Raw genomic sequence first — 25,488 nt, 5'->3', positions numbered from 1 at the left:
TTAACACCAAGCCGTCAGACCCGCAGCCCGGCCACCCCGGCAATGATCAGCGCTACCGACAGCAACTTGGTCAGGGTCAGCGCCTCGCCCAGCAGCAGGAAGCCGAACATCACCGTGCCCAGGGTGCCGATCGCCGTCCAGATCGGGTAGGCGATACTGACTGGCAACTGGCGCATCGCCAGGGTGAGGAAGAAGATCCCGCCGATCACCGCCAGCACCGTCACGACGGTGGGCAACGGCCGGGTGAAGCCCTCGGCGTACTTCATCGACACGGCGAACATCACCTCGAACACCGCCGCCACCATCAGCATCGCCCAGGCCATCACGCCCTCACCCACTCGCTCTCGGCGAGATCGGCCAGTTCCCGCTCGGCCTGCTGGTAGGACGCCTGGAAGGCATCGGGATTGCCCTCCTCGCCTTCGGCGGCGATCACCCGTACATCCTCGATCCCGAGGAAGCCGAGCGCCACGCGCAGCCAGGCGTCGGCATGGTTCATCCACTCCAGCTCGCCGCCCGGGCCCATGCCGGCGCCGCCACGGCTGGTGACGATCAGCGCCTTGCGCCCCTTGAGCAGCGGTTCGTACTCGGCCCCGTCATCATTCACGTGCAGGTCGAAGGTGCGGCCGAGACGGATGATCTGGTCGACCCAGGCCTTGAGGCCGCTGGGCACGCTGAAGTTGTACATGGGCGTGGAGATCACCAGCAGGTCGTGGGTGAACAACTCGTCCACCAGTTCATCACTGAGCGCCAGGTCGGCCTGCATGGTCAGCGGGCGATGGTTCGGCTCGGGATGAAAGGCCGCCGCGATGAAGGCTTCGTTGACGTGCGGCAGGCTGGCGCGGCCGACCTCGCGGCGCGTGACCTCGGCCTGCGGTAGTGCGGCGAGAAAACTCTCGGCCAGGCGCCGGGAATGAGAGCGCTCGGCGCGCGGGCTGGCGTGAATGGCAAGAATTCTGTTCATCTATAGCTCCTCGAGTTGGTATACACTGCAGAGGTCTCGAATTCACCTCTGCCTTGCCGCCAAAGCTATTTTCCGGTCGCCTTGCGGACAACTGAGGGAAACTCCGCCGAGATGAATGCAGCTCATCCATGGAGAGCCATATGTTCGCCAACCTGCCGCTGCCCGCCCTGCGCACCTTCGAATCCGCCGCGCGCCAGCTGAGCTTCAAGGCCGCCGCCCAGGAACTCTCGGTGACACCCACGGCGGTGTCCCATCAGGTCCGCGCGCTGGAGGACTGGCTGGGCCTGCCGCTGTTCGAGCGCCTGCCGCGCCAGGTGCGCCTGACCGAAGCCGGCGAACGACTGTTCCGCAGCCTGCACGGCGCGCTGCTGGAGGTTTCGCAGTCGGTGGACAGCCTGCGCCCACAGCGCAGCGCCAGCAGCCTGACGATCTCCACCACACCGGCCTTCGCCGCGCTCTGGCTGGTGCCGCGCCTGGGGCGCTTCTACGCCCGTTACCCGCACATCCGCCTGCGCCTGGACAGCCAGTGCGAACTGCTCGACCTGCAGCAGGACGCCAGTGTCGACCTGGCGATCCGCTACGGCTTCAGCGACTACCCGCGCATGCACAGCCAGTTCCTGCTCGGCGAGCGCTTCGCGGTGTACGGCGCACCGGCGCTGGTGGCCACCGCCGACGTGGAAGTGCCGGAGATGATCAGCGTGCGCTGGTACAACTCCGAGCTCTACGAACGCGGCTGGAAGGCCTGGTGCGCGGCGGCCGGCGAGGAGTGCCTGCTGACCCAGGCGATCCAGCGCGAATACGAGGAAGAGTTCTACGCCCTGCAGGCGGCCATCGCCGGCCAGGGGCTGGTGCTGGCCAGTTCGCTGCTGGTCTCGGAATCCGTGGAGAAAGGACTTCTCGTACCCTACCGCCCGGAAATCAACGTCCCCGGCGCCCGCTATACCGCGCTCTGCGTGCCGGGCCGCGAGCGCCATCCGCCGGTGCGCGCTTTCCTCGACTGGCTGGCCGAGGAAGCGGCCCAGGCAGCCGATCCGCTGATCGACAACGCCGCCTGAGGCTGGTCGAGGCGTTTGCCGCTGCGCCCGCACAGGTGGGCGTTCGCCGTGCACGGCGCGGCGGCCGTGGGTAGAATCACATCCGCCGCATCCCCCATACCTATAACGATTCCTCTTTGCCCGCCCGCACTCCACCCCATCGGCTCCGGAGCGCACCGCGCATGGCCGGGGGACTCGGCCTGAGCCCCACCTCACCTCAGGATTCCCATGAGCAGCACGCAACCCACCCACACCGGCAGTTGGCTGAGCGTCATCGCCCTGGCCCTCGCCGCCTTCATCTTCAACACCACCGAGTTCGTTCCGGTGGGGCTGCTCAGCGATATCGGTCGCAGCTTCGACATGCGCCCGGAACAGACCGGGCTGATGCTCACCCTCTACGCCTGGGTGGTCTCCCTCACCTCGCTGCCGCTGATGCTGCTGACCCGCAACATGGAGCGCCGCCGCCTGCTGGTGGTGATCTTCTGCCTGTTCATCGGCAGCCACCTGCTCTCGGGCGTCGCCTGGAACTTCAGCGTGCTGATGCTCAGCCGCTTCGGCATCGCCTTCGCCCACGCGGTGTTCTGGTCGATCACCGCCTCGCTCGCCGTGCGCGTGGCGCCGCCGGGCCAGCAGGCGAAAGCCCTCGGCCTGCTCGCCACCGGCACCATCCTGGCAATGGTGCTGGGCATTCCGCTGGGCCGCGTACTGGGCGAGGCGCTGGGCTGGCGCGCGACCTTCCTCGCCATCGCCGGTGTCTCGGTGGTGGTGGTGCTCTGGCTGGCGCGCTCGCTGCCGCTGCTGCCGAGCCAGAACTCCGGTTCCCTGCGCAGCCTGCCGCTGCTGCTGCGCCGCCCGGCGCTGGTGTCGATGTACGTGCTCACCGTGCTGGTGATCACCGCGCAGTTCACCGCCTACAGCTACATCGAGCCCTTCGCCCGGGAAGTCGCGGCGCTGGACAGCCAGCGCACCACCCTGCTGCTCCTGCTGTTCGGCGGCGCCGGGCTGTTCGGTTCGATCCTCTTCAGCCGCTACAGCGAACGCTTCCCGCGCGTCTTCCCCTGCATCGCGATCGCCGTGCTCGGCGCCAGCCTGTTGCTGCTCCTGCCGCTGGCGCATTCGCCGGTGGCGCTGCTGGTCTTGAGCCTGTTCTGGGGCGCGGCGATCCTCTGCTTCGGCCTGGCGCTGCAAGCCAAGGTGCTGCAGCTGGCCCACGACGCCACCGATGTGGCCATGGCGATGTTCTCCGGCCTGTACAACGTCGGCATCGGCGGCGGCGCCCTGCTGGGCAGCCGCGTGGCGGCGGGCGTGGGACTGGAATGGATCGGCTACGTCGGCGGCGCGCTGGCGGTGGCCGGGTTGTTGCTTTGCCTGTTTGCCTGCTGGCGTTATGCGGCGGCGCTGAGCGGTGGACACGCTTCACATTGAAAAAAGCCGCTCCGAGGAGCGGCTTTTTTGTCTGCGTGAGATCATGGCACGCTCCTACAAGAGCCTCGGAGCCGAGGCTGAGCCTGTAGCGAGCTTGCTCGCGAACCCACCGGACACCCAAGGCAGCAAGCGGTTCGCGAGCAAGCTCGCTCCTACGAAAAGCAAAAAGGCCGCGCCCCTTTCGGGAGCGCGGCCTTTTCTCATTCAGCGACGACTCAGCGGCTGGTCACCGGAGTGCCGGCCGACTGAGTGGCTTCCGCGTACTCGGCCTCGGCGGCCTCGAAACGCTGGATCATCGCCTTGGACGGGGCGGTGCCGATCAGGCTGAACACCACGATCGAGACGCTGGAGAGGATGAAGCCCGGGATGATCTCGTACAGGCCGAGCCAGCCGAACTGCTTCCAGACGATCACGGTGAGCGCACCGACGATGATGCCGGCCAGTGCGCCGTTGCGGGTCATGCCCTTCCACAGCACGGAGAACAGCACCAGCGGACCGAAGGCGGCGCCGAAGCCGGCCCAGGCATAGGAGACCAGGCCCAGGACACGGTTTTCCGGATTGGCGGCCAGGGCGATGGCGATCAGCGCCACCAGCAGCACCATGGCGCGGCCGACCCACACCAGCTCAAGCTGGCTGGCGTTCTTGCGCAGGAAGGCCTTGTAGAAGTCTTCGGTCAGCGCCGAGGAGCACACCAGCAGCTGGCAGCTCAGGGTGCTCATCACCGCGGCGAGGATGGCAGACAGCAGCACGCCGGCGATCCACGGGTTGAAGAGGATCTTCGCCAGTTCGATGAACACGCGCTCGTGGTTCTCACCGACCGCGCCAGCCTGCTCCGGATGCGCCTGGAAGTAGGCGATGCCGAAGAAGCCCACGGCAACCGCGCCGCCCAGGCAGAGGATCATCCAGGTCATGGAGATGCGGCGGGCAGCCGGGATCGACTTGACCGAATCGGCGGCCATGAAGCGCGCCAGGATGTGCGGCTGGCCGAAATAGCCCAGGCCCCAGGCCATCAGCGAGATCACGCCGACGAAGGAAGCGCCTTTGAGCATGTCGAAGTTGGCCGCGTCCTTCAGCTCGATGGCGGCGAAGGTCGGCTCCACGCCACCGGTGGCGAACAGCACGATGATCGGGGTGAGGATCAGCGCGAAGATCATCAGCGAGGCCTGCACGGTGTCGGTCCAGCTCACCGCCAGGAAGCCACCGACGAAGGTGTAGGCGATGGTCGCGGCGGCACCGGCCCACAGGGCGGTCTCGTAGGACATGCCGAAGGTGCTTTCGAACAGGCGGGCGCCGGCGACGATGCCGGAAGCGCAGTAGATGGTGAAGAACACCAGGATCACCAGCGCGGAGATCACGCGCAGGATACGGCTGTTGTCCTCGAAGCGGGTGCTGAAGTAGTCCGGCAGGGTCAGGGCGTTGCCGTTGTGCTCGGTGTGCACGCGCAGGCGGCCGGCGACGAACAGCCAGTTCAGGTAGGCGCCGCAGATCAGGCCGATGGCGATCCAGCTTTCGGAGATGCCCGACAGGAAGATGGCGCCCGGCAGGCCCATCAGCAGCCAGCCGCTCATGTCCGAGGCGCCGGCCGAGAGCGCGGTGACGAAGCTGCCGAGGCTGCGGCCACCGAGGATGTAGTCGGAGAAGTTGTTGGTGGAACGATAGGCGGCCAAGCCGATCAGAACCATGGCAGCGATGTAGATCACGAAGGTGATCAGTGTTGGCGTGTTGACGCTCATGGGGACTCCCCTGCAGCTTGTTTTTATCCAGGCACGCTGGGTAACGCGTGCCCTTGACTGGCAGCCGGCGTGGTTGACGCCGACCGGTTAGCGCTTGCTCACAGGCAAACCGGGTTGCGCGTGGCGCCAACGGGCACCGAACCGCTACGCATCCCGACGCAGGCCCGCCCTCGTCCATGCTGGCGATGTCCTGCGGCCGCCGTCTCACCACGGCGACCTTCGTCCCGACCTCGCGGATAAGCGAGATGCGGGCCGTTTACCGGGCGACGCCCGGTGATCCTTCAGGCGCCGGAAATGACGCCTGCACTCCGATGAAGCCCTGCGCGCCACACGATACGGGGCAGGCGGTGGCATTCACCGGAGTCGTTCAGAACTGTGCTCACGCGCGCATTGAGAAGCGGCAGGGGGTGGCCGGCGCACGAGGGCGCGGATTGTACAGAAAGCTGGGGAGTCGATTGCGCCACTGGTCCGAGGGCGGACAGCGCGAGACCACGGGCGGGCACTGCGGGCCGGGCCGTGGAGAGAGTGGCGCAGCCAGGTGCAGGCGCGCTACAGGCGAAGACAAAACCGGTGATGGGCATGCTGCCCTCCCGCGTATCGAGCTGGATGTTGTTCTTGGTCTGACCGGGTTGCACCTTGGACTACCAGCAACGCGGTTGGCGGACTCTATGGGTTGCACCCATGGATTTCTTGCTGAAAACTCCGGATTTCTTGCAAAAGACTCCGACACCGGCAGAGCGCCAGCTGACCATTTGGTCAGCATTGGAATCGACCGGAAACGAGGAATTCAGCTGCGTCGCAGGTTGCCCGGCGTCAGTCCCAGGTAACGGCGCATGGTGGTGGTCAGCGCACTCTGACTGGAGAAGCCGCACTCCCCCGCCACCCGCACCAGCGGCAGATCACTCTCGCGCAGCAGACGGGCGGCCCGGTCCAGGCGCTGGCGCAGCAGGTACTGATGGGGCGTAAGACCGACCCGATCCTTGAACTGCGCATGGAACTGGCTGGGGCTCAGACAGGCGACCTGCGCCAGCTCGGCCACCGTGATGCGCCGGGCGAGGTGCTCGCCGATATAGGCATCCAGTCGCTCCAGGTCCAGGGGGCCACCGCGCGGCGCCGCCACCTCGCCGAACAGGCGCAGGTGCAGGGCGCGCAGCAGCACGCCGCCCAGGGCGCGGGCCAGCAGCGGGTCGTTGCCGTAGCGGGCGATCTCGGCGCCGGCATAACTGAGCAGGTTCTGGAAATCGGCATCCAGGGTCGGATAGCGCGGCGCCTCGAACAGACGCGCCAGCAGGTCACGGTCCTGCTCGCCGATGCTGGCCTCGTCGAGGTCGACGATCAGCATATGGTTGTCACCCACGCCGGCGAATTCGTGCCCCACATCCCCCGGCACCAGGCAGGCGCGCATCCGGCAGACCTCGCCGCCCCGACCATTGACCTCGAACTCCGCACGGCCACTGAGCGACATCACCAACTGGTGATGGTCGTGGGCATGGCGATGAGTCTGGTCGGACAGACGGGCGAGGCGGGTTTCGAACATGGCGCGAACTGATCAAATTTTGCGCATGTTACGCGAGTTGCACCTACCTGCCCAGTTTCAGCTCGTCGGGTTGCACCTCGGCGCCGCATGGCCTTCCGCCATATCTACGGCCGGCGCCCGGCGTAATCCCGGGCGAACTGCGCAGCGATCCGCCCGGACCTTGAACCACGATGGGTCGCCCAGCGGATAGCAGCCTGCTCCCACTCGAGCTGCTCCACACCACCCAGGCCGTGGGACTCCAGCCAGCGCGCGACCGCCTCCAGGTACTGCTCCTGGCTGAACGCATAGAAGGATATCCACAGGCCGAAGCGTTCGGACAGCGACACCTTCTCCTCCACCGCCTCGCCGGGATGCAGCTCGCCGCTTTCGCTGCGCTGGAAGGCCAGGTTGTCCTCGGCGCGCTCGGCCAGCAGGTGGCGACGGTTGGAGGTGGCGTAGATCAGAACGTTGCCGGACTGCCCGGCCACGGAGCCATCGAGCACCGTCTTCAGGCCCTTGTAGCCGGTCTCGCCGTCCTCGAAGGAGAGGTCGTCGCAGAACAGAATGAAGCGCTCCGGGCGATTACGCAGCAGGTCGATGATCAGCGGCAGGTCGGCCAGGTGCTCCTTGTCCACCTCGATCAGGCGCAGTCCTTCGGCCTGGAAAGCGTGCAGGCAGGCCTTCACCAGCGAGCTCTTGCCGGTGCCGCGTGCGCCGGTGAGCAGCACGTTGTTGGCCGGGCGGCCGGCAACGAACTGGCGGGTATTCTGCTCGATCAGCGCCTTCTGCCGGTCGACGTTGCGCAGGTCGTCGAAGGCGATCAACGCCGGCTCCCTTACCGGCATCAGGCGCGGCTGGCCCTGGCGGTATTCCCACAAGTGGGCAATGGCACCCTCCTCCAGCGCCAGCTCGGAGCGCTGCGGCAGGGATTGTTCGAGCAGGCGGGCGATGCGCGCCAGTTGTTCGGCGATGGCAGACATATCGGTCATGGCGAAGATCATCGAGGCAGGAATAGGGACTGGCCAGCAGCCTAGCGATGGGTGAAAGTGGCCGTCTAACGATAAACAGGCAGCCAGATGCGTAAAAAGGACATCCCAGACGGCTCAGTGCTGGATCATGGCGACGAGCGGGCCGCCAGCCCGGTCGCAGCCGTCGCCCTGGACTTCCCCGACGGCCATGAAGTACCGGCCCACAGCCATCACCGCGCGCAGTTGCTCTATGCGGTGCGCGGCGTATTGGTGGTGGGCAGCGCCAGCGGCCAGTGGGTGGTGCCGGACAATCGTGGCCTGTGGATACCCGCCGGCGTCGAGCACTGGACGCGGATGGTCGGCGACGTGCAGGTGCGCACCCTCTACGTGGAGCCGGACAGCGCCCCGCACCTGCCGCAGAGCTGCTGCGTGCTGGCGGTGTCGCCGCTGTTGCGCGAGCTGATCCTGGCCGCACTGTCGATCAGCGGCGAAGTGACGCCGGACTCCCGCGACGGCCGCGTCCTCGGCCTGCTGCTGGATGAATTGCGCGAAGAACCCGTGCTGCCGCTGCACCTGCCGCTGCCGGCGCACCCGCGCCTGCGCGCGCTCTGCCAGGCCATCCAGCGCCACCCCGGCGAGCACGCCGGCCTGGCCGACTGGGCGCGGCAGGCGAACGTGGACGCCAAGACGGTGCAGCGCTGGTTCCTACGCGAAACCGGGCTGACCTTCGGCCAATGGCGCCAGCAGGCGCGCCTGCTGGCGGCCCTGGAGCGCCTGGCGCTGGGAGAGAGCGTGCTGAGCGTGGCGCTGGAAGTCGGCTACAGCACGCCCAGCGCCTTCAGTGCCATGTTCAGCCGCCAGTTCGGCCGGCCGCCCAGCGACTTCCTGCGGCCGCGCCCGCTAATCCGGCCGTAAGCAATCTCCTGCAACATCGACTCGAAACATCCACTCAAAACATGGGATTGAAACCCCGCTCCGGCTTCCCCATCTAGACTGTCATGTCCAATCAGTCAGGTGCCTCATGAGCGACCACGACGAGATTCACGATATCAATAGCGCCGAAGAGGTCAGCAACACCGGGCTCGTGCTGCCCGGCCAGAGCCTGCCGACCACGGTCTATGTCATTCCGATCCACAACCGCCCGTTCTTCCCGGCGCAGGTGCTGCCGGTGATCGTCAACGAGGAGCCGTGGGCGGAAACCCTTGAGCTGGTGGCCAAGACCGAGCACCACAGCCTGGCGCTGTTCTTCATGGACAACCCGCCGGACGACCCGCGCCACTTCGATCCCAACAGCTTGCCCGAGCACGGCACTCTGGTGCGCGTGCACCATGCCAGCCGCGAGGGCGGCAAGCTGCAATTCGTCGCCCAGGGCCTGTCGCGGGTACGCATCCGTGGCTGGATCAAGCGCCACCGCCCGCCCTTCCTGGTGGAAGTGGAGTACCCGCATACCCCCAGCGACCCGAGCGACGAGGTGAAGGCCTACGGCATGGCCCTGATCAACGCAATCAAGGAACTGCTGCCGCTCAACCCGCTGTACAGCGAAGAGCTGAAGAACTACCTGAACCGCTTCAACCCGAACGATCCGTCGCCGCTGACCGACTTCGCCGCTGCACTGACCACCGCGCCGGGCGCCGAGCTGCAGGAAGTGCTGGATACCGTGCCGATCCTCAAGCGCATGGAGAAGGTGCTGCCGCTGCTGCGCAAGGAAGTGGAGGTCGCGCGCCTGCAGAAGGAGCTGTCCGCCGAGGTGAACCGCAAGATCGGCGAACGCCAGCGCGAGTTCTTCCTCAAGGAACAACTGAAGATCATCCAGCAGGAGCTGGGCATTACCAAGGACGACAAGAGCGCCGATTCCGACGAATTCCGCGCCCGCCTGGAGGGCAAGGTCCTTCCCGAGCAGGCGCAGAAGCGCATCGAAGAGGAGCTGAACAAGCTGTCGATCCTGGAGACCGGCTCGCCCGAGTACGCTGTCACCCGCAATTACCTCGACTGGGCCACCTCGGTGCCCTGGGGCTTGCTGGGCACCGACAAGCTCAACCTGAAACACGCGCGCAAGGTGCTCGACAAGTACCACGCAGGCCTCGACGACGTGAAGGAGCGCATCCTCGAGTTCCTCGCCGTGGGTGCCTTCAAGGGTGAGATCGCCGGCTCCATCGTGCTGCTGGTCGGCCCGCCCGGCGTGGGCAAGACCAGCATCGGCAAATCCATCGCCGAAAGCCTGGGGCGGCCGTTCTACCGCTTCAGCGTCGGCGGCATGCGCGACGAGGCGGAGATCAAGGGCCACCGCCGCACCTACATCGGCGCCCTGCCCGGCAAGCTGGTGCAGGCGCTCAAGGACGTTCAGGTGATGAACCCGGTGATCATGCTCGACGAGATCGACAAGCTCGGCAGCAGCTACCAGGGCGACCCCGCCTCGGCGCTGCTGGAGACGCTCGATCCGGAACAGAACGTCGAATTCCTCGACCATTACCTGGATCTGCGCCTGGACCTGTCCAAGGTGCTGTTCGTCTGCACCGCCAACACCCTGGACTCGATCCCCGGCCCGCTGCTCGACCGCATGGAGGTGATCCGCCTGTCCGGCTACATCGCCGAGGAAAAACTGGCCATCGCCAAGCGCCACCTGTGGCCCAAGCAACTGGAAAAGGCTGGCGTGCCGAAGAACCGCCTGTCGATCAACGACGCGGCCCTGCGCGCGGTGATCGAGGGCTACGCCCGCGAGGCAGGCGTGCGCCAGTTGGAAAAACAGCTCGGCAAATTGGTGCGCAAGTCGGTGGTGAAGCTGCTGGAAGACCCGGAATCGGTGGTGAAGATCGGCGCCAAGGACCTGGAGGACTACCTCGGCATGCCGGTGTTCCGCACCGAACAGCTGCTCTCCGGCATCGGCGTGATCACCGGCCTGGCCTGGACCAGCATGGGCGGCGCCACCCTGCCGATCGAAGCCACACGCATCCACACGCTCAATCGCGGTTTCAAGCTCACCGGCCAGTTGGGTGACGTGATGAAGGAGTCGGCGGAAATCGCCTACAGCTATATCAGCTCGCACCTGAACAAGTACGGCGGCGACACCAGCTTCTTCGACCAGGCCTTCGTCCACCTGCACGTGCCCGAGGGCGCCACGCCCAAGGACGGCCCCAGCGCGGGTGTCACCATGGCCAGCGCCCTGCTGTCCCTGGCGCGCAACCAGGCGCCGAAGAAAGGCGTGGCCATGACCGGCGAGCTGACCCTCACCGGCCAGGTGCTGCCAATCGGCGGCGTGCGCGAGAAGGTGATCGCCGCACGCCGGCAGAAGATCTACGAGCTGATCCTGCCGGAAGCCAACCGTGGTGACTTCGAGGAACTTCCGGAGTACCTCAAGGAAGGCCTGACGGTGCATTTCGCCCGTCGTTATGGCGATGTGGCGAAGGTGTTGTTTCCCGGCTGATTGATTGGCGCTGGGCAAATCTCGGACGGAGTCCGCTCCTGCACAAGCGCGCACCGCAAAGGCTCTGGCTCCAGCGCTTGAAGACTTCCAGAGAAATCTCAGCGAACTCCGGAGCGCCCCTTTCAGGAGGCCTCGTTGAATCGGAGTTTCAGGGGTTGAGCGACATGGATGTCGCGAGAGCCGCGATGGGCCAAGGATGGCCCTTCGCGGCGTGCCCCTGAAACTTCGGTTCAACGAGGGCATTTTTCGCCCCAAGCGAAAAACCGGATGGAGGGGCAAGACCTTTTGGTTCCTTTTGTGGCGTTTGACAAAAGGGACTCGCCGAGAGGCGAAACAAAATCTCTCAGCCCACACCGAAGCGACGCAGAAATACCGACACAAAACAAAGAGCATCGCGGACAAAGTCCGCTCCTACAGGAGGACAGCCATCGCGTAGTCTTCTTCCCTCCTCCCCCGATTGCGATATCCTGCGGCCAGTCTGGTCCCCACCCCAGGAGTCGTCATGCCGTCGTACCGCCTGTTGCTCCCCCTCTCCCTGGCCCTGCTCGCCGGCTGCGCCGGGCAGTCCAAACCCGTGGTCACCCTGGAAGACGCCAGTGACTGCAAGCCCCTGAAGCTGCACGAAGGCCAGGAGCTGGTCCTGATCCTGCCGAGCAACCCCACCACCGGTTTCCGCTGGGAAATGCGCAACGCCGCCAATGGCCTGCTGCGCAGCCTCGGCCCCGAGGTCTACAGCAACCCGGAAGACGCAGGCCTGGTCGGCAGCGCCGGCGAGTCCACCTGGCGCTTCCGCGTGACCGGCGCCGGCGAGGACAAACTGGAACTGGCCTATCGCCGCCCCTGGGAGCCGGAAGTCGCGCCTGCGCAGACCTTCGTCTGCCCCATTGCCGTACGCTGACCCCGGCGCCATAAGCCGCTCGCGCTGACGCCTGCGGCCTGTGGAGGTAGCGCGTACTGCGGCACAGTGGACGCTCATTTCCAAGGGAGGGAACCCCATGCGCTGGGCATTTCTGGCACTCATCAGCGGCATCGCCTACCTGCTTGCTGTCACCTTCGACCTGCCGCCCTTGCGCATGCTGTGCAAGCCGCTGCCAGTGCTCACGCTGCTGTTCTGGGTGCTGAGCACGCCGGCCGACGCCTATCGACGCTGGGTCGCGCTGGGCCTGGTGCTGTCGATGCTCGGCGACATCCTGCTGGAATGGCCGGTCAATGCCTTCGTCCCGGGGCTCGCTGCCTTCCTGCTGGCGCACCTGGCCTATCTGACCGCCTACCTCGGTGATACTCGCCGCCTGGCACCAGCGGGCCTGCTGTTCGCTGCGCTATTGGGGGGCGGTCTGTTCGCCCTGCTCTACAGCCGGGGCCTCGGCCCGCTGCTGCTGCCGATCGCCCTCTACAGCCTGACCATCAGTTGCATGCTCTGGCGCGCCATCGCCCGCCTCGGCTGCGCCGACCTGCCGGCCGCCAGCCGCAACCTCGCCGCCGTGGGCGCCCTGCTGTTCGTCAGCTCCGACGCGATGATCGGCATCAGCCGCTTCGTCGGCGCCTTCGACGGCTCTTCCTACGCCATCATGCTCACCTACTGGCTGGGCCAGTTCGGCATCGCGGCATCCGTCACAAGTCGTCATCAGGCTCTGCCATACTCCTTGGGACAGTCCACTACCCGAGTCTGACATGCTGCGTTTCGCTGTGCCGGCTCTGCTCCTGTGCAACGCACTGATCGCCAATGCCGACGAGCCGCTGCGCCTGGCCGGCGACGATTGGTGCCCCTACATCTGCCCGGATAATCCGGACAAGCCCGGCTACCTGCTCGAAGCCCTGACCCGCATCCTGAACCAGCCCCCGGCCTTCGAACCCCTGCCCTGGCCACGCGCCCTGCAGATGGCCCGTGAAGGGCTGGTGGACGGCGTGGTCGGCGCCTACCCGGAAGAATCGGAAAGCCTGGCGATCGGCCAGGAGCCCATCGGCTGGGTGACCATGCGCTTCTACACCCGCGCCGACAGCCAGTGGCACTACCAGGGCCCGGCGTCGCTGGACGACCAGTCCATCGGCCTTGCCCAGGGCTACTCCTACGGCGCGCAACTGGACGCCTGGCGTGACAGCCACCTGGACGATCACGAGCAGGTACAAGTGCTCAGCGGCGAGCGGGTGCTGGAGCGCAACATCCAGAAGCTGCTGCTCGGCCGCATCAGCGTGCTGCTCGAGGACAGCCAGATCGTCGAGCACTACCTGCATCGTCACCGCTTGTCCGGGCAGGTTCGTGCCGCCGGGCAACTGGCCGATAAACGTCCTATGTACGTCGCTCTCAACCCGCGCCTGGAGTCGGTCAAGGAGCGCCTCGCCGAGCTCGACGACGGCCTGCGCGAGTTTCGCCGGAACGAACAGTGGAAACCGCTGATGCAAGGATACGGAGTGGCTGTGGAATAGGCTTTTCAGTGCGTGAGAAAAGTCCGGCACAGCGCTTGGGCATCGGCTATAGATCAATTACAAGAGACCGCGATTAAGGGGAGCTCCATGCGTGCAGTAGTTCGCTCGATGATGTTGCTGGGAGCGTGCGTGATGCTCTCGGCTTGTGGCAGCCTGCTGCCCAGCGAACGTGCGGAAGTGCAGTCACCTTTCCTGGACTACCAGGATGCACAGAGCCGCTTCAACCAGGTCGAGACGGGCAAGACCACCAAGTCTCAGCTCTACGCGCTGGGCTTCGATCCGCTGTCCCAGGGCAACGCCAAGATGCTCTCGTTCATCGACGTGCGGTTGATGTTCGTGCAACCCAACATTCCCATCGACTACCTGCCTGACGGCCTGATCACCTGCCTGCAGGCCAAGGATCGCTGCGTCGGCTATGCCTTCGATTTCAGCAAGACCGACAGCCAGCGGGTGGGCAGCTTCTGGGCGGACATCTTCAACTTCCGCAAGCGCCGGGAGGTCCAGGGCTGGTCGTTCCGCCCGGTATTCGTGCTTATCGACGACGTGGTGGTGCACAAGACCAGCAACGGCGAACCGAACATCCGCCGCCGGGAAGACAAGAAGAATCCGCTCGGCCCGTTGCAGGGCGCCGGCGAATACTTCTCCGACCAGCTCAAGTGACCCTTATCGGCTGAAGCTTGGGCGCACTGGGCGCCTCGGCTACAATGCGCGCCCCGGCAAACCGGGCGCGCCGCGCCCTGTTGCCTGTTCAGCGTAACGAGGCCCCATCCAGCGTGAGCGAATCCGACCGCATCTTCGCCCAGCCGCAAACCCAGGTTCCCGACTTCACCTTCAATGAGGACGTGGTGCGCGTCTTCCCGGACATGATCAAGCGATCGGTGCCGGGCTACCCCACCATCGTCGAGAACATCGGCGTGCTCGGCGCGCGCTTCGCCGCACCCAATAGCGTGCTGTACGACCTCGGCTGCTCCCTCGGCGCGGTGACCCAGGCGCTGCGCCGCCACGTGAGGACCGAAGGCTGCCGAGTGATCGGCGTGGACAACTCCGCCCCGATGATCGAGCGCTGCGGCGAATACCTGCGCGCCCAGGACGCCATGTACCAGGAACTGCTGCCGGTCGAGCTGATCGAGGCGGACATCCTGAGCATGGAGCTCAAACCCTGCTCGCTGATCGCGATGAACTTCACCCTGCAGTTCATCGCCCCCGAACAACGCCTGGCACTGCTCACCCGCCTGCACGACAGCCTGTTGCCGGGCGGTGCGCTGATCCTCTCGGAAAAGCTGCGCTTCGCCGACGAGCAGGAGCACGAGCTGCTCACCGACCTGCACATCGACTTCAAGCGCGCCAATGGCTACAGCGAACTGGAAATCGCCCAGAAGCGTACCGCCATCGAGAACGTCATGCGCCCCGACACCCTGGAGACCCACCGCGAACGCCTGTTGGCCGCGGGATTCTCCAAGGTCGTGCCCTGGTTCCAATGCCTCAACTTCGCTTCCCTGATTGCCCTACCATGATTGACCGTTTCGACCTCGACCGCCTCAGCCTCGAACTGGCTGGCACACCGCTGGAATCCTGGGCCGCCTCGCTGCCCGCACAATTGGCGACCAAGGTCGACGACGGCCATGGCGACCTCGAGCGTTGGCTGGCGGCGGTGGATCGTCTGCCCGAGCTGAAAGCCGCGGCCGTCGAGCTGCGCGAACGTTTCAACCTGGAAGGCGCCTGCGACGAGGACACCCGCGAGCAGCTCAAGCTCGCCCTGCAAGGGCTGATCCCCTGGCGCAAGGGCCCCTTCCACCTGTTCGGCGTGCACATCGATACCGAATGGCGCTCGGACTGGAAGTGGCAGCGCGTCTCGCCGCACATCGACCTGGTGGGCAAGCGCATCCTCGACGTCGGCTGCGGCAACGGCTACTACCAGTGGCGCATGCTTGGCGCCGGGGCGCGCAGCGTGGTGGGTGTCGACCCGAACTGGCTGTTCTTCTGCCAGTTCCTCGCCATGAAGCGCTACCTGCCGGACCTGCCGGCCTGGCACCTGCCCTTCGCCCTGGAAGACCTGCCGGAAAAGCTGGAAGGCTTCGACACCGTGTTCTCCATGGGCGTGCTCTACCACCGCCGCTCGCCCATCGACCACCTGCTGGCGCTCAAGGACTGCCTGCGCCGGGGTGGCGAACTGGTGCTGGAAACCCTGGTGGTGGAAGGCGACGTGAACACCGTGCTGGTGCCCGAAGACCGCTACGCGCAGATGCGCAACGTGTGGTTCCTGCCGTCGGTGCCGGCGCTGGAGCTGTGGCTGCGCCGCGCGGGCTTCACCGACGTACGCAGCGTGGACATCAGCCGCACCTCGGTGGAAGAGCAGCGTGCGACGGAATGGATGCGCTACCAGTCGCTGCCGGACTTCCTCGATCCGAACGACCATAGCCGCACCCTCGAAGGCCTGCCGGCGCCGCTGCGTGCCACCTTGGTCGCGCGCAAGCCCTGACGCCCCCAGGTCGAATCCGAGGTTAACGGATGCGACGGCTAAACGGCGGATAATGTCGAACGTTATCCGCCCTACGCCGAACCACCCCCTGGCGTAGGGCGTACAACCGTTCGCGGTTGTACGCCGTTACACCCTACCTCGACGCCTGCGCCGTCATTGGCTCGAAGTGCCGATCAACGATTCGCCGCCGCCACGATCAGCGCCTTCATCTCCGCCACCGCCTGCTTGAAGCCCACGAACAACGCATGGGCGACGATGGCGTGGCCGATGTTCAGCTCGTTGATCCCGGCAATCGCCGCCACCGGCTCGGCATTGTGGTAATGCAGGCCATGGCCGGCGTTGACGATCAGCCCGTGGGACAGGCCGAACTCCACGCCGTCGCGGATGCGCGCCAGCTCATGGGCAGCTTCGGCGGGGGTGTGGGCATCGGCGTAACGGCCGGTATGCAGCTCGACGGCCGGCGCGCCGATACGCGCAGAGGCCTCGATCTGCCGCTGGTCCGGGTCAATGAACAGCGACACCTCGCAACCGGCGGCGGACAGCCGCTGCACCGCCTCGCGGATGCGCGCTTCCTGGCCGGCAACGTCCAGGCCGCCCTCGGTGGTCAGCTCCTGGCGAGTCTCCGGAACCAGGCAGACGTGGGCCGGACGGATGATCTCGGCGAACTTCATCATCTCTTCGGTGACGCCCATTTCGAAGTTCATGCGGGTCTGCAGCACTTCGGCCAGCACGCGCACATCGCGGTCCTGGATGTGCCGGCGATCTTCGCGCAGGTGCACGGTGATGCCATCGGCGCCGGCTTCCTCGGCGTCCAGCGCGGCTTTCACCGGGTCGGGATAGCGGGTGCCACGGGCCTGGCGCAGGGTAGCGACGTGATCGATGTTCACGCCCAGCAGGATACGATTGGCTTCAGTCACGGGAGTTGTCCTTGCGATTCATGAATAACTCGCGGCTGACCAGTGGCCGGCCGCCCAGATGGGGCGCCAGGGCCTGGCGCATCAGACGTTTGGCTGCCGCCAGCGCGCCCGGAGCGCTCCAGTCGGCCTCGGCCATCGCCAGCAGATCGGCGCCATGGAAAAGCCCCGGCTGCAGGCTGCCGACCGGCTCCAGGCCGGAATCCGGCAGCAGGCGGTAAAGACCGTCGGGGGCCACCGGCTGGCCGACGATATCGCTGTCCAGAGAGAAACCATAACCCAGTTCGTCCAGCAGCCGCCATTCGAAGGCGCGCAGCAGCGGCTCCAGCGGGCTGCCGGCGGCCAGCAACGGCAAGGTCGCGCGGTAGTGTTCGAACAGCGCGGGATGCGGGTCTTCCGCCGGCAGCAGGCGGATCATCAGCTCGTTCAGGTACAGGCCGCTGAACAGCGCCTCGCCGCTGAGCAGATTGGGAATGCCGTTGGCTTCCAGGCGAACGACATTCTTCAGGTCACTGCGCCCGCGGAACTCGGCTTCCAGCGGTACGAACGGCCGCGCCAGCGCGCCGGCCTTGCCCCGCGCACCGCGCAACACGGCCCGCAGCCGGCCTTGCGGCGTGAGGAAGTCCACCAGCGCACTGGTTTCCTTGTACGCGCGGCTGTGCAGGACAAAGGCGGCTTGGGCGGGAGAAGCGAGGCTCATGGCGCTGCGCCTGGAGTGGGAGTCGGGAAGCGGGCGCACTCAGGCGCCGGAAGGTTCGCCCCGCGAGCGGCTCGCGGGGCTTGGTCGATCAGAGGTCGCCGTAGCCCAGCGAACGCAGCGCGCGCTCGTCGTCGGACCAGCCGCCCTTCACTTTCACCCAGAGGTTGAGCATGACCTTGGAGTCGAACAGCACCTCCATGTCCTTGCGGGCGTTCTGGCCGATGCTTTTGATGCGCTCGCCCTTCTCGCCGATGATGATCTTCTTCTGGCCATCACGTTCGACCAGGATCAACGCGTGGATGTGGAGGATCGGGCCATCCTGCTTGAACTCTTCGATCTCTACCGTGACCTGGTACGGCAGCTCGGCGCCCAACTGGCGCATGATCTTCTCGCGCACCAGTTCGGCGGCGAGGAAGCGGCTGCTGCGATCGGTGATCTGGTCTTCGGGGAAGAAATGCTCGCTTTCGGGCAGCCGCTCGGCGACCAGCCCCTCGAGAACATCCAGGTTCTGCCCGTGCTGGGCAGAAATCGGCACGACTTCGGCGTTGGGCAGTTGCTCGGCCAGCCACTGCAGGTGCGGCAGCAGCTCGCCCTTGTCTTCCATGCGGTCGACCTTGTTCACTGCCAGCAGCACCGGGCAGCTCACGTACTTGACCTTGTCGTAGACCATCTGGTCTTCGTCGGTCCAGCGATTGCGGTCTACGACGAAGATCACCACATCGACATCCTTCAGCGCGGCACTGGCCGAACGGTTCATGTAGCGGTTGAGCGCCTTGTCGTTGTCCTTGTGCAAACCGGGGGTGTCGACGTACACCGCCTGCACGTCACCTTCGGTCTTGATGCCCAGCAGGGTGTGGCGGGTGGTCTGCGGCTTGCGCGAGGTGATGGCCAGCTTCTGGCCGAGGATGTGGTTGAGCAGGGTCGACTTGCCCACGTTGGGGCGGCCGACGATCGCGACATAGCCGCAACGAACGACTCCCGCTTCATCGTGCTCGGATGGGTCGTGCTGGTCTTGCTCGTGATCACTCATGGCCATTCTCCACGCCCAGGGCTGCCAGCGCGGCGGCAGCGGCCACCTGCTCGGCAATGCGGCGGCTACCGCCGTGGCCATGGGTCTTGTCATTCAACAGGGCAACCTCGCACTCGACGAAGAAGGTGCGGCAATGCGGTTCGCCCTGGATATCCACCACGTCATAGCGCGGCAACTCGCACCCGCGCGATTGCAGGAACTCCTGCAGGCGGGTCTTGGGGTCCTTGTTGGTATCCACCGGGGTCAGCTCGCGCAGCTGCGGGCCGAGCCAGGCCATGATCCGCTCGCGGGCGGAGTCCATGCCGGTATCCAGGTAGATGGCGCCGATCAGTGCCTCCATGGCATCGGCCAGGATCGACTCACGGCGGAACCCGCCGCTCTTCAGCTCGCCCGAGCCCAGGCGCAGGTAATCCCCGATTTCGAAACCGCGGGCCAGCAGGGCCAGGGTCTCGCCCTTCACCAGTCGCGCGCGCAGGCGCGACAGCTGGCCTTCACGGGCCTGGGGGAAATGGGTGAAGAGGGCTTCGCCGATGACGAAGTTGAGGATGGCGTCACCCAGGAACTCCAGACGCTCGTTGTTGCGCCCGGCGAAACTGCGATGCGTCAGCGCCAGGACCATCAGGTCCTGGTCGCGAAAGGTATAGCCAAGCTTGCGCTCGAGTCGATCCAGACTGTTACTCACGGCATTCGTACACGGAATTCTTTGTCAAATTTCACCACCAGGTCGATGTTCTGTACCAGCGGCTCACGTTTTTCGTATTTCAGGTGGGCGCGGAACTCGTTGTTCTCGAGCTTCACATCCAGCGCGTCGTCCAGCTTGAGGTCGCGGATGTTGTTGAGCATCAGCGCCTTGTCCACGTAAGAGTAGAACTCAGGGACAGTGCGCACTTCGGCGGCCTTGTCGGTTTCCACCGAGGTGATGGCCTTCTCGATGGCGTAGTAATCCATGTAGTGCGGAAACACCTTGAACGCTGCGCTGGCCAGGAACGCCACCACGGCGAGGACCACCAGCCAGCTCAGCAACGACATGCCCTTCTGCGAACGTGCGTACTTCATATCGACCTCATGTCGGTATCGTTCTTATTGTCCGCCAACCGCGGCGGGTCCAAGTGCAAGCGGGGCTGCCTCGCTCCCCGCGTGCAGCCCCGCCCGGGTTTCTAGCACTGTTCGCCGCCCGAAGGCTTCGAACATCTCACAACTTTAGTGGATCACGCCCACTCGCGAGAAATTCGGCAGGTTGCGCTGCTTGGGCTCCGGCCAGCTCATCCAAACCGCGAACGCCTTGCCGACGATATTGCGGTCCGGAACCATGCCCAGCAGGTCCTTCGGGATCTTCGGGTCGTTCCAGTAGCGGCTGTCGTTGGAGTTGTCGCGGTTGTCGCCCATCATGAAGTAGTGCTCGGCCGGCACCTTCCACTGCCTGCCCGGCTCGACACGGTAACGGGTCATTTCCTTGCGGATCAGGTGCTCTACGTCGCCCAGCTTTTCCTTGTACAGCGTCACGCTGCCCAGGCTGCCCGGCTCCTCGCCCATCAGCTTCTCGGCGACCAGCTGATCGTTGACGTAGAGGCGCTTGTCGCTGGTATAGCGGATGGTGTCGCCGGGAACGCCGATCACGCGCTTGATGTAGTTGATGTTCGGGTCGCTGGGGTAGCGGAACACCATGACATCGCCGCGCTGCGGATCACCCACCGGGATCACCTTGGTGTCCAGCACCGGCAGGCGGATGCCATAGGCGAACTTGTTCACCAGGATGAAATCGCCCACTTCCAGGGTCGGCTTCATCGAGCCGGACGGAATCTGGAACGGCTCGACCAGGAAGGAGCGCAGCACCAGCACGATGAACAGTACCGGGAAGAACGACTTGCCGTACTCGACCAGCACCGGTTCCTTGTTCAGTTTTTCCAGCACTTCCGGGTCAGGCTCGCCGACCGTGCCTTCGTAGGCGGAAATGGCTGCCCGGCGGCGCGGTGCGAACAGCACCAGGTCCACCAGGGCGAGAACGCCGCACACAGCAACGGCAATCACCAGCAACAGCGGGAAATTCAGCGTCATAGGGTTCAACTGTCCACTTTGAGCACAGCGAGGAAGGCTTCCTGCGGAATCTCCACGCTACCGACCTGCTTCATCCTTTTCTTACCAGCCTTCTGCTTCTCCAGCAGCTTGCGCTTACGGCTCACGTCACCACCGTAGCACTTAGCCAGCACGTTCTTCCTGAGCGCCTTGACCGTCGAACGGGCGATGATCTGCCCACCGATGGCCGCTTGAATCGCGACGTCGAACATCTGCCGCGGAATCAGTTCTTTCATCTTCTCCACCAGCTGACGGCCCTTGTAGGGCGCGTTGTCGCGGTGGACGATCAGGGCGAGGGCGTCGACCTTCTCGCCATTGATCAGTACGTCGAGACGGACCAGGTTGGCCGGCTCGAAACGATCGAAGCTGTAGTCCAGCGAAGCATAGCCTCGGCTGGTGGACTTCAGGCGATCGAAGAAGTCCAGCACCACTTCGTTCATCGGCAGATCGTAGATCACCTGGACCTGGCCGCTGAGGAAGTGCATGTCGCGCTGTACACCGCGCTTTTCGATGCACAGGGTAATGACGTTGCCCAGGTGTTCCTGAGGCACAAGGATGGTGGCGCGGCAGATCGGCTCACGCATCTCGTCAATGGACGAGAGGTCTGGCAGCTTGGACGGGTTGTCGACATAGAGGGTGTCGCCGTTCTTCTGCACGATCTCGAAGATCACGGTCGGCGCGGTGGTGATCAGGTCCAGGTCGTATTCGCGCTCCAGGCGCTCCTGGATGATCTCCATGTGCAGCATGCCGAGGAAGCCGATGCGGAAGCCGAAGCCCAGGGCCTCAGAGCTTTCCGGCTCGTACTGCAGCGCGGCGTCGTTCAGGGTCAGCTTCTGCAGCGCTTCGCGGAAGTCCTCGAAGTCATCGGAGCTGACCGGGAACAGGCCGGCGTAGACCTGCGGCTTGATGCGCTTGAAGCCCGGCAGCACTTCCACGTCCGGGGTGTTGGACAGGGTCAGGGTATCGCCCACCGGCGCGCCCAGGATGTCCTTGATGCCGGCGATGATGAAGCCCACTTCACCAGCCTTGAGGTCCGGAGTCTCGGTGTGCTTCGGGGTGAAGACGCCGACGCTGTCCACCTGATGGATCTTGCCGGTGGACTTCACCAGGATCTTGTCGCCTTTCTTGACGCGGCCATGCTTGACGCGCACCAGAGAGACCACGCCCAGGTAGTTGTCGAACCAGGAGTCGATGATCAACGCCTGCAGCGGTGCCTCGATCTCACCCTCGGGCGCGGGAATGGCGCTGACCAGACGCTCGAGCACGTCTTCCACGCCCATGCCGCTCTTGGCCGAGCAGGCCACGGCGTCGGTGGCGTCGATGCCGATGATGCTCTCGATCTCGTCCTTCACGCGGTCCGGATCGGCCTGCGGCAGGTCCATCTTGTTCAGCACGGGCATGACTTCCAGGCCCTGCTCGATGGCGGTGTAGCAGTTGGCGACCGATTGCGCCTCCACGCCCTGGCCGGCATCCACCACCAGCAGCGCGCCTTCGCAGGCCGCCAGCGAGCGGCTGACTTCATAGGTGAAGTCGACGTGGCCGGGGGTGTCGATGAAGTTCAGCTGGTAGGTCTTGCCGTCCTTCGCGTTGTAGTGAAGGGTGACGCTGTGCGCCTTGATGGTGATGCCGCGCTCACGCTCCAGGTCCATGGAGTCGAGGACCTGCGCCTCCATCTCGCGGTCGGACAGGCCGCCGCAGATCTGGATGAAGCGGTCGGCCAGCGTCGACTTGCCATGGTCGATATGGGCGATGATGGAGAAATTGCGGATATGACTCAGGTCACTCACGGCTGAACACACTCGAAAGGCTGAAGGCGGCAATCCGCCGAAAAATAGCCGGGGAGTTTACTTGAATCCCGTACCATCCGCCACGCCTGCGCCGGACGGACAGGCATGAAAAAGGGCGGTGAAGACCGCCCTTTTTCGGTGCCGAGCTTACTCGGCGAGCTTGAAGGTGATGAAGCTCGCACGGCCCTGGCGCAGTACGCGCATGGAGATGGAGCGATCCTTCGGCAGAGACTTGGCGATCTCGGAGAAGGTCTTGGACGAATCCACCGCACGATTGTTCAGGTGGGTGATCACATCCCCCGGACGCAGGCCGATCATCGCCGCCGGACCACCCTGGACCTCCTTGATCACCACGCCGCCCTTGATATCCAGCGACTTGCGCTGCTCGGCAGTCAGTTCCGCCACGGTCACGCCCATGCGGTTGCTGCTGCGCTCGGCGCCCTTGCCCTCGACGGCGGCGACTTCGTCATCCTCGTCCGGCAGGTTGCCGATGGTCATGTTCAGCGTCTTGCGGTTGCCATCGCGGATGACTTCCAGGGCCGCCTTGTCGCCCGGCTTCATGTTGCCCACCAGGTGCGGCAGATCGGCCGATTCATTGATGGTCTGGCCATTCAGGCTGAGGATCACGTCGCCCACCTGCAGGCCGCCCTTGGCTGCCGGACCGTCTTCGACCAGTTGCGCGACCAGGGCGCCGGACGGCTTGTCGAGCCCGAAGGACTCGGCCAGATCCTTGTTCACTTCCTGGATCACCACGCCCAGCCAGCCGCGGCTGACCTTGCCGGCCTTCTTCAGCTGATCGGCGACGTTCATCGCCACATCGATCGGGATCGCGAAGGAAAGCCCCATGAAGCCGCCGGAACGGGTGAAGATCTGCGAGTTGATACCCACGACCTCGCCTTGCAGGTTCAGCAGCGGGCCACCGGAGTTGCCCGGGTTGATCGCCACGTCGGTCTGGATGAACGGCACGTAGTTCTCGTTCGGCAGGCTGCGGCCCTTGGCGCTGACGATACCGGCGGTCACCGAATGGTCGAAGCCGAACGGCGAACCGATGGCCAGCACCCACTCACCCACCTTCAGCTTGTCGGAGTCGCCCAGCTTGAGGGTCGGCAGGTTCTTGGCCTCGATCTTCAGCACGGCGACGTCGCTGCGCGGATCGGCGCCCACCAGCTTGGCCTTGTGCTCGCTGCGGTCGGACAGACGCACGAGAATCTCGTCGGCGTCGGCCACCACATGGTTGTTGGTAAGGATGTAGCCATCATCGGAAATGATGAAACCCGAACCCAGGGACTGCGCCTCGCGCTGCTGGCCACGGGGCGCCTGGCCCTGGCCACGGGGAATGCTGCGCTCGAAGAACTCTCGCAGGCCCGGCGGCAGGCCGTCCAGGTCCGGAATGCCCATCTGGGCATTGGAGCGGTCCGGAAGCTTCTGCGTGGTACTGATGTTGACCACTGCCGGCGACGCCTTCTCGACCAGCGGCGTGAAGTCCGGTAGTTCGGCACGCGCAGTGACCGACAGGCTCAGGGCCAGCAGGGCAATCAGCGCAGCCATGCTGCGTTTCAGGGTTTGCATTGACTACAGCTCCCGTGATGTTGATTGGGAAAGACACTAAACCGGGCCGAGCGGCCCACCGACCAGCGCACGCAGCACAACCGGTTGCATCGCCGGATCATCCGAATGACGTCGCCCCAGGCGACGCACGAGCAGCCAGGCCAACAGGAATCCCGCGAGCCCGGCCGCAATGACCAGAGGTTCCCCGAAACCGAGCCGCGCCGCCAGTAGTGCAAGCGCGAAAAGTCCAAGCAGAGGGGAAAGATAGAAGAGCAGGGCACTCTTCAGGAGAAGGTCTTCGCCCACGCCCAACACGACTTCGTCGCCAGGCGCAAGCTTCAGCGAAGACAAGGCGCGCACGCGGCCGCGCCGGTTACCGACACCCAACCGCCCCAGGATACCCTGGCCGCAGCCGGCGTTCACTGAACATCCCGAGCAGGTGGAGCGGCGCAGCGTTTCGACCCAGACAGCTCCGGACTCGACCGCTACCACCCTCCCCTGCTCCTCGATCACTCTGGCTGGGCTCCCGCTGGCCGCATGGACAGCGCCACCCGCTCAGCCGTACCGCTGGGTATCTCGCCGACAACGGTCACCATGGTGCCGCCATCTTCACTGGCGTAACGCCGGGATACCACCGTCGTCGGGCCCAACTGGGTGCGCGCATCGTCGACCTTGGCGCCATGCAGCGGCTCAAGGAACACCGAGAAGCGCGCCAGTCCATCCCCGTAGGCCAGGCACAACACCTGGTCGTTCGAGACCGGGCTGCGCTGCTGCAGGGTGCTGTTGAGGGTGAACCCCGGAGGAACCCACTCCGAATGCCAGCCGGTTTTCACGCTGGCGCTCTTGAGCTCCTTGACCGGCTGACAGCTTGAGGTCGGCTGCAGCTCGGCATCGTCAGGGGCTGTCAGATCGATACGGGTGAACTGCAAGCGCTCGATGATCTGCCCCTTGTCATTGAGCAGCAGGGACTTGAGCGGCAGGCCGGTTTCCTTGTCCAGATGGAGCTCGAAACCGTAGCGGTGCTGATCGCGCGGCAGCACCGCGAGCACCACGGCAGGGCGATCGGCGACACGCGACTCACCCGCCACGCGAATGTCGTACCAGGAGGACAGATCCTGCGGGTTCAGCTTGTGCGAAGGCCAGAGCTCGCCCACCGACACCTGTCCGGCCATGCCGCCACCCACGCACTGGGTGGCGCCGTCGACCCGCACGACCTCCTGGCGCGGCCCGTCGGCCTGCACCAGGCGCTCGCGCACCGAACCATCGGCATCGACCCGATGCCAGACATCGTGCGTCGAGAAAGTGCCGCTGCGTTCGTAGACGAAAGTGCCCTGGAAATTCTGTTGCTGATCCGCCTCGGAGAGGCGCTTGATCCAGTCCAACGCATCGGCGGCCTGGACTGGCAGAGCCAGCAGACCGCCCAGGATGAACAGCAGTGCTGTCGTCGCGCGCATGTCGCTCCTTAAGGTCGCAAA

General features: G+C 65.2%; 25 protein-coding genes. 10 read left to right on the top strand and 15 right to left on the bottom strand.

What is annotated here, in order from left to right:
* Positions 1-14: 14 nt before the first annotated feature.
* Positions 15-323, bottom strand: coding sequence for a DMT family transporter (locus SD196_RS06565; RefSeq protein ID WP_275610561.1), 309 nt, complete (start codon positions 321-323; stop codon positions 15-17).
* Positions 323-961, bottom strand: coding sequence for an FMN-dependent NADH-azoreductase (locus tag SD196_RS06560; RefSeq protein WP_275610560.1), 639 nt, complete (start codon positions 959-961; stop codon positions 323-325). The genes SD196_RS06565 and SD196_RS06560 overlap by 1 nt, the downstream gene beginning before the upstream one ends.
* Positions 962-1,101: 140 nt before the next feature.
* On the opposite strand from SD196_RS06560, the gene SD196_RS06555 reads away from it, so the two are divergent.
* Complete coding sequence (locus SD196_RS06555) at positions 1,102-2,016, top strand: LysR substrate-binding domain-containing protein (RefSeq protein ID WP_370600859.1); 915 nt, start codon at positions 1,102-1,104, stop codon at positions 2,014-2,016.
* A gap of 207 nt (positions 2,017-2,223) precedes the next feature.
* Positions 2,224-3,420, top strand: coding sequence for a sugar transporter (locus SD196_RS06550; protein WP_416311198.1), 1,197 nt, complete (start codon positions 2,224-2,226; stop codon positions 3,418-3,420).
* 215 nt (positions 3,421-3,635) lie between these two features.
* Here the strand turns inward: SD196_RS06550 and putP are convergent, their stop codons facing one another.
* From putP to SD196_RS06535, 3 genes are all read right to left on the bottom strand, one after another.
* Positions 3,636-5,153: a sodium/proline symporter PutP gene (putP, locus tag SD196_RS06545; protein ID WP_275610557.1), complete on the bottom strand. Its 1,518-nt coding sequence runs from the start codon at positions 5,151-5,153 to the stop codon at positions 3,636-3,638.
* A gap of 787 nt (positions 5,154-5,940) precedes the next feature.
* The gene (locus tag SD196_RS06540; protein ID WP_416311197.1) at positions 5,941-6,690 is read right to left on the bottom strand and encodes a helix-turn-helix domain-containing protein; all 750 of its coding nucleotides are present in this window, start codon (positions 6,688-6,690) and stop codon (positions 5,941-5,943) included.
* A gap of 104 nt (positions 6,691-6,794) precedes the next feature.
* Positions 6,795-7,658 (bottom strand): ATP-binding protein, encoded by an 864-nt coding sequence (locus SD196_RS06535; RefSeq protein WP_416311196.1) that lies wholly within the window; start codon positions 7,656-7,658, stop codon positions 6,795-6,797.
* An 87-nt stretch (positions 7,659-7,745) separates the two neighbouring features.
* On the opposite strand from SD196_RS06535, the gene SD196_RS06530 reads away from it, so the two are divergent.
* The 8 genes from SD196_RS06530 to cmoB all read left to right on the top strand — a co-directional run bounded on the left by SD196_RS06530 (position 7,746) and on the right by cmoB (position 15,961).
* A complete protein-coding gene (locus tag SD196_RS06530; RefSeq protein WP_331316525.1) occupies positions 7,746-8,552 on the top strand; it encodes a helix-turn-helix transcriptional regulator in 807 nt (268 codons plus the stop codon).
* A gap of 106 nt (positions 8,553-8,658) precedes the next feature.
* The gene (gene lon, locus SD196_RS06525; protein WP_331316527.1) at positions 8,659-11,058 is read left to right on the top strand and encodes an endopeptidase La; all 2,400 of its coding nucleotides are present in this window, start codon (positions 8,659-8,661) and stop codon (positions 11,056-11,058) included.
* Positions 11,059-11,560: 502 nt separating this feature from the next.
* Positions 11,561-11,956: a protease inhibitor I42 family protein gene (locus SD196_RS06520; RefSeq protein WP_275610552.1), complete on the top strand. Its 396-nt coding sequence runs from the start codon at positions 11,561-11,563 to the stop codon at positions 11,954-11,956.
* A 97-nt stretch (positions 11,957-12,053) separates the two neighbouring features.
* Positions 12,054-12,728, top strand: a complete 675-nt coding sequence (locus tag SD196_RS06515) for a lysoplasmalogenase (protein ID WP_275610551.1) — start codon at positions 12,054-12,056, stop codon at positions 12,726-12,728.
* Between the two features lies 1 nt (position 12,729).
* Positions 12,730-13,482, top strand: a complete 753-nt coding sequence (locus SD196_RS06510; RefSeq protein ID WP_331316533.1) for a substrate-binding periplasmic protein — start codon at positions 12,730-12,732, stop codon at positions 13,480-13,482.
* Positions 13,483-13,569: 87 nt separating this feature from the next.
* Complete coding sequence (locus SD196_RS06505; RefSeq protein WP_275610549.1) at positions 13,570-14,142, top strand: hypothetical protein; 573 nt, start codon at positions 13,570-13,572, stop codon at positions 14,140-14,142.
* A 113-nt stretch (positions 14,143-14,255) separates the two neighbouring features.
* Positions 14,256-14,996 (top strand): carboxy-S-adenosyl-L-methionine synthase CmoA, encoded by a 741-nt coding sequence (cmoA, locus tag SD196_RS06500; RefSeq protein WP_275610548.1) that lies wholly within the window; start codon positions 14,256-14,258, stop codon positions 14,994-14,996.
* On the top strand, positions 14,993-15,961 hold the full coding sequence (cmoB, locus tag SD196_RS06495) for a tRNA 5-methoxyuridine(34)/uridine 5-oxyacetic acid(34) synthase CmoB (protein WP_416311195.1): 969 nt from the start codon (positions 14,993-14,995) through the stop codon (positions 15,959-15,961). Before cmoA ends, cmoB begins: the two co-directional genes overlap by 4 nt.
* A 173-nt stretch (positions 15,962-16,134) precedes the next feature.
* On the opposite strand, the gene pdxJ is transcribed toward cmoB, so the two are convergent.
* From pdxJ to SD196_RS06445, 10 genes are all read right to left on the bottom strand, one after another.
* Positions 16,135-16,878: a pyridoxine 5'-phosphate synthase gene (gene pdxJ / locus SD196_RS06490; protein ID WP_370600856.1), complete on the bottom strand. Its 744-nt coding sequence runs from the start codon at positions 16,876-16,878 to the stop codon at positions 16,135-16,137.
* Positions 16,871-17,575: a DNA repair protein RecO gene (gene recO / locus SD196_RS06485; protein WP_343574429.1), complete on the bottom strand. Its 705-nt coding sequence runs from the start codon at positions 17,573-17,575 to the stop codon at positions 16,871-16,873. Before recO ends, pdxJ begins: the two co-directional genes overlap by 8 nt.
* Positions 17,576-17,663: 88 nt before the next feature.
* Positions 17,664-18,605: a GTPase Era gene (gene era / locus SD196_RS06480; RefSeq protein WP_275610544.1), complete on the bottom strand. Its 942-nt coding sequence runs from the start codon at positions 18,603-18,605 to the stop codon at positions 17,664-17,666.
* Positions 18,598-19,287, bottom strand: a complete 690-nt coding sequence (rnc, locus tag SD196_RS06475; RefSeq protein ID WP_207887202.1) for a ribonuclease III — start codon at positions 19,285-19,287, stop codon at positions 18,598-18,600. The genes era and rnc overlap by 8 nt, the downstream gene beginning before the upstream one ends.
* Positions 19,284-19,661, bottom strand: coding sequence for a DUF4845 domain-containing protein (locus tag SD196_RS06470; protein ID WP_275610543.1), 378 nt, complete (start codon positions 19,659-19,661; stop codon positions 19,284-19,286). The genes rnc and SD196_RS06470 overlap by 4 nt, the downstream gene beginning before the upstream one ends.
* A gap of 144 nt (positions 19,662-19,805) precedes the next feature.
* The gene (gene lepB / locus SD196_RS06465; RefSeq protein ID WP_371233693.1) at positions 19,806-20,660 is read right to left on the bottom strand and encodes a signal peptidase I; all 855 of its coding nucleotides are present in this window, start codon (positions 20,658-20,660) and stop codon (positions 19,806-19,808) included.
* 5 nt (positions 20,661-20,665) lie between these two features.
* Positions 20,666-22,465 carry a translation elongation factor 4 gene (gene lepA / locus SD196_RS06460; protein WP_416311194.1) on the bottom strand — a complete coding sequence of 600 codons (1,800 nt, stop codon included), beginning with the start codon at positions 22,463-22,465 and terminating at the stop codon, positions 20,666-20,668.
* 147 nt (positions 22,466-22,612) lie between these two features.
* A complete protein-coding gene (locus tag SD196_RS06455; RefSeq protein ID WP_331316542.1) occupies positions 22,613-24,034 on the bottom strand; it encodes a DegQ family serine endoprotease in 1,422 nt (473 codons plus the stop codon).
* Positions 24,035-24,070: 36 nt separating this feature from the next.
* Positions 24,071-24,526, bottom strand: a complete 456-nt coding sequence (locus SD196_RS06450; RefSeq protein WP_416311193.1) for a SoxR reducing system RseC family protein — start codon at positions 24,524-24,526, stop codon at positions 24,071-24,073.
* The gene (locus SD196_RS06445; RefSeq protein ID WP_331316546.1) at positions 24,523-25,467 is read right to left on the bottom strand and encodes a MucB/RseB C-terminal domain-containing protein; all 945 of its coding nucleotides are present in this window, start codon (positions 25,465-25,467) and stop codon (positions 24,523-24,525) included. Before SD196_RS06445 ends, SD196_RS06450 begins: the two co-directional genes overlap by 4 nt.
* Positions 25,468-25,488 lie beyond the last annotated feature (21 nt).

The organism is Pseudomonas macauensis, from assembly GCF_047902425.1.
Classification (GTDB): Bacteria; Pseudomonadota; Gammaproteobacteria; order Pseudomonadales; family Pseudomonadaceae; genus Pseudomonas.
This window is presented reverse-complemented; position numbering and strand designations above follow the sequence as displayed.

Bases quoted from the DNA above. Each gene is read 5' to 3' on its own strand.
- SD196_RS06565 (WP_275610561.1), bottom strand. From the start codon at position 323: ATGGCCTGGGCGATGCTGATGGTGGCGGCGGTGTTCGAGGTGATGTTC.
- SD196_RS06560 (WP_275610560.1), bottom strand. From the start codon at position 961: ATGAACAGAATTCTTGCCATTCACGCCAGCCCGCGCGCCGAGCGCTCT.
- SD196_RS06555 (WP_370600859.1), top strand. From the start codon at position 1,102: ATGTTCGCCAACCTGCCGCTGCCCGCCCTGCGCACCTTCGAATCCGCC.
- SD196_RS06550 (WP_416311198.1), top strand. From the start codon at position 2,224: ATGAGCAGCACGCAACCCACCCACACCGGCAGTTGGCTGAGCGTCATC.
- putP (WP_275610557.1), bottom strand. From the start codon at position 5,153: ATGAGCGTCAACACGCCAACACTGATCACCTTCGTGATCTACATCGCT.
- SD196_RS06540 (WP_416311197.1), bottom strand. From the start codon at position 6,690: ATGTTCGAAACCCGCCTCGCCCGTCTGTCCGACCAGACTCATCGCCAT.
- SD196_RS06535 (WP_416311196.1), bottom strand. From the start codon at position 7,658: ATGACCGATATGTCTGCCATCGCCGAACAACTGGCGCGCATCGCCCGC.
- SD196_RS06530 (WP_331316525.1), top strand. From the start codon at position 7,746: ATGCGTAAAAAGGACATCCCAGACGGCTCAGTGCTGGATCATGGCGAC.
- lon (WP_331316527.1), top strand. From the start codon at position 8,659: ATGAGCGACCACGACGAGATTCACGATATCAATAGCGCCGAAGAGGTC.
- SD196_RS06520 (WP_275610552.1), top strand. From the start codon at position 11,561: ATGCCGTCGTACCGCCTGTTGCTCCCCCTCTCCCTGGCCCTGCTCGCC.
- SD196_RS06515 (WP_275610551.1), top strand. From the start codon at position 12,054: ATGCGCTGGGCATTTCTGGCACTCATCAGCGGCATCGCCTACCTGCTT.
- SD196_RS06510 (WP_331316533.1), top strand. From the start codon at position 12,730: ATGCTGCGTTTCGCTGTGCCGGCTCTGCTCCTGTGCAACGCACTGATC.
- SD196_RS06505 (WP_275610549.1), top strand. From the start codon at position 13,570: ATGCGTGCAGTAGTTCGCTCGATGATGTTGCTGGGAGCGTGCGTGATG.
- cmoB (WP_416311195.1), top strand. From the start codon at position 14,993: ATGATTGACCGTTTCGACCTCGACCGCCTCAGCCTCGAACTGGCTGGC.
- recO (WP_343574429.1), bottom strand. From the start codon at position 17,575: ATGAGCCTCGCTTCTCCCGCCCAAGCCGCCTTTGTCCTGCACAGCCGC.
- era (WP_275610544.1), bottom strand. From the start codon at position 18,605: ATGAGTGATCACGAGCAAGACCAGCACGACCCATCCGAGCACGATGAA.
- SD196_RS06470 (WP_275610543.1), bottom strand. From the start codon at position 19,661: ATGAAGTACGCACGTTCGCAGAAGGGCATGTCGTTGCTGAGCTGGCTG.
- lepB (WP_371233693.1), bottom strand. From the start codon at position 20,660: ATGACGCTGAATTTCCCGCTGTTGCTGGTGATTGCCGTTGCTGTGTGC.
- SD196_RS06455 (WP_331316542.1), bottom strand. From the start codon at position 24,034: ATGCAAACCCTGAAACGCAGCATGGCTGCGCTGATTGCCCTGCTGGCC.
- SD196_RS06445 (WP_331316546.1), bottom strand. From the start codon at position 25,467: ATGCGCGCGACGACAGCACTGCTGTTCATCCTGGGCGGTCTGCTGGCT.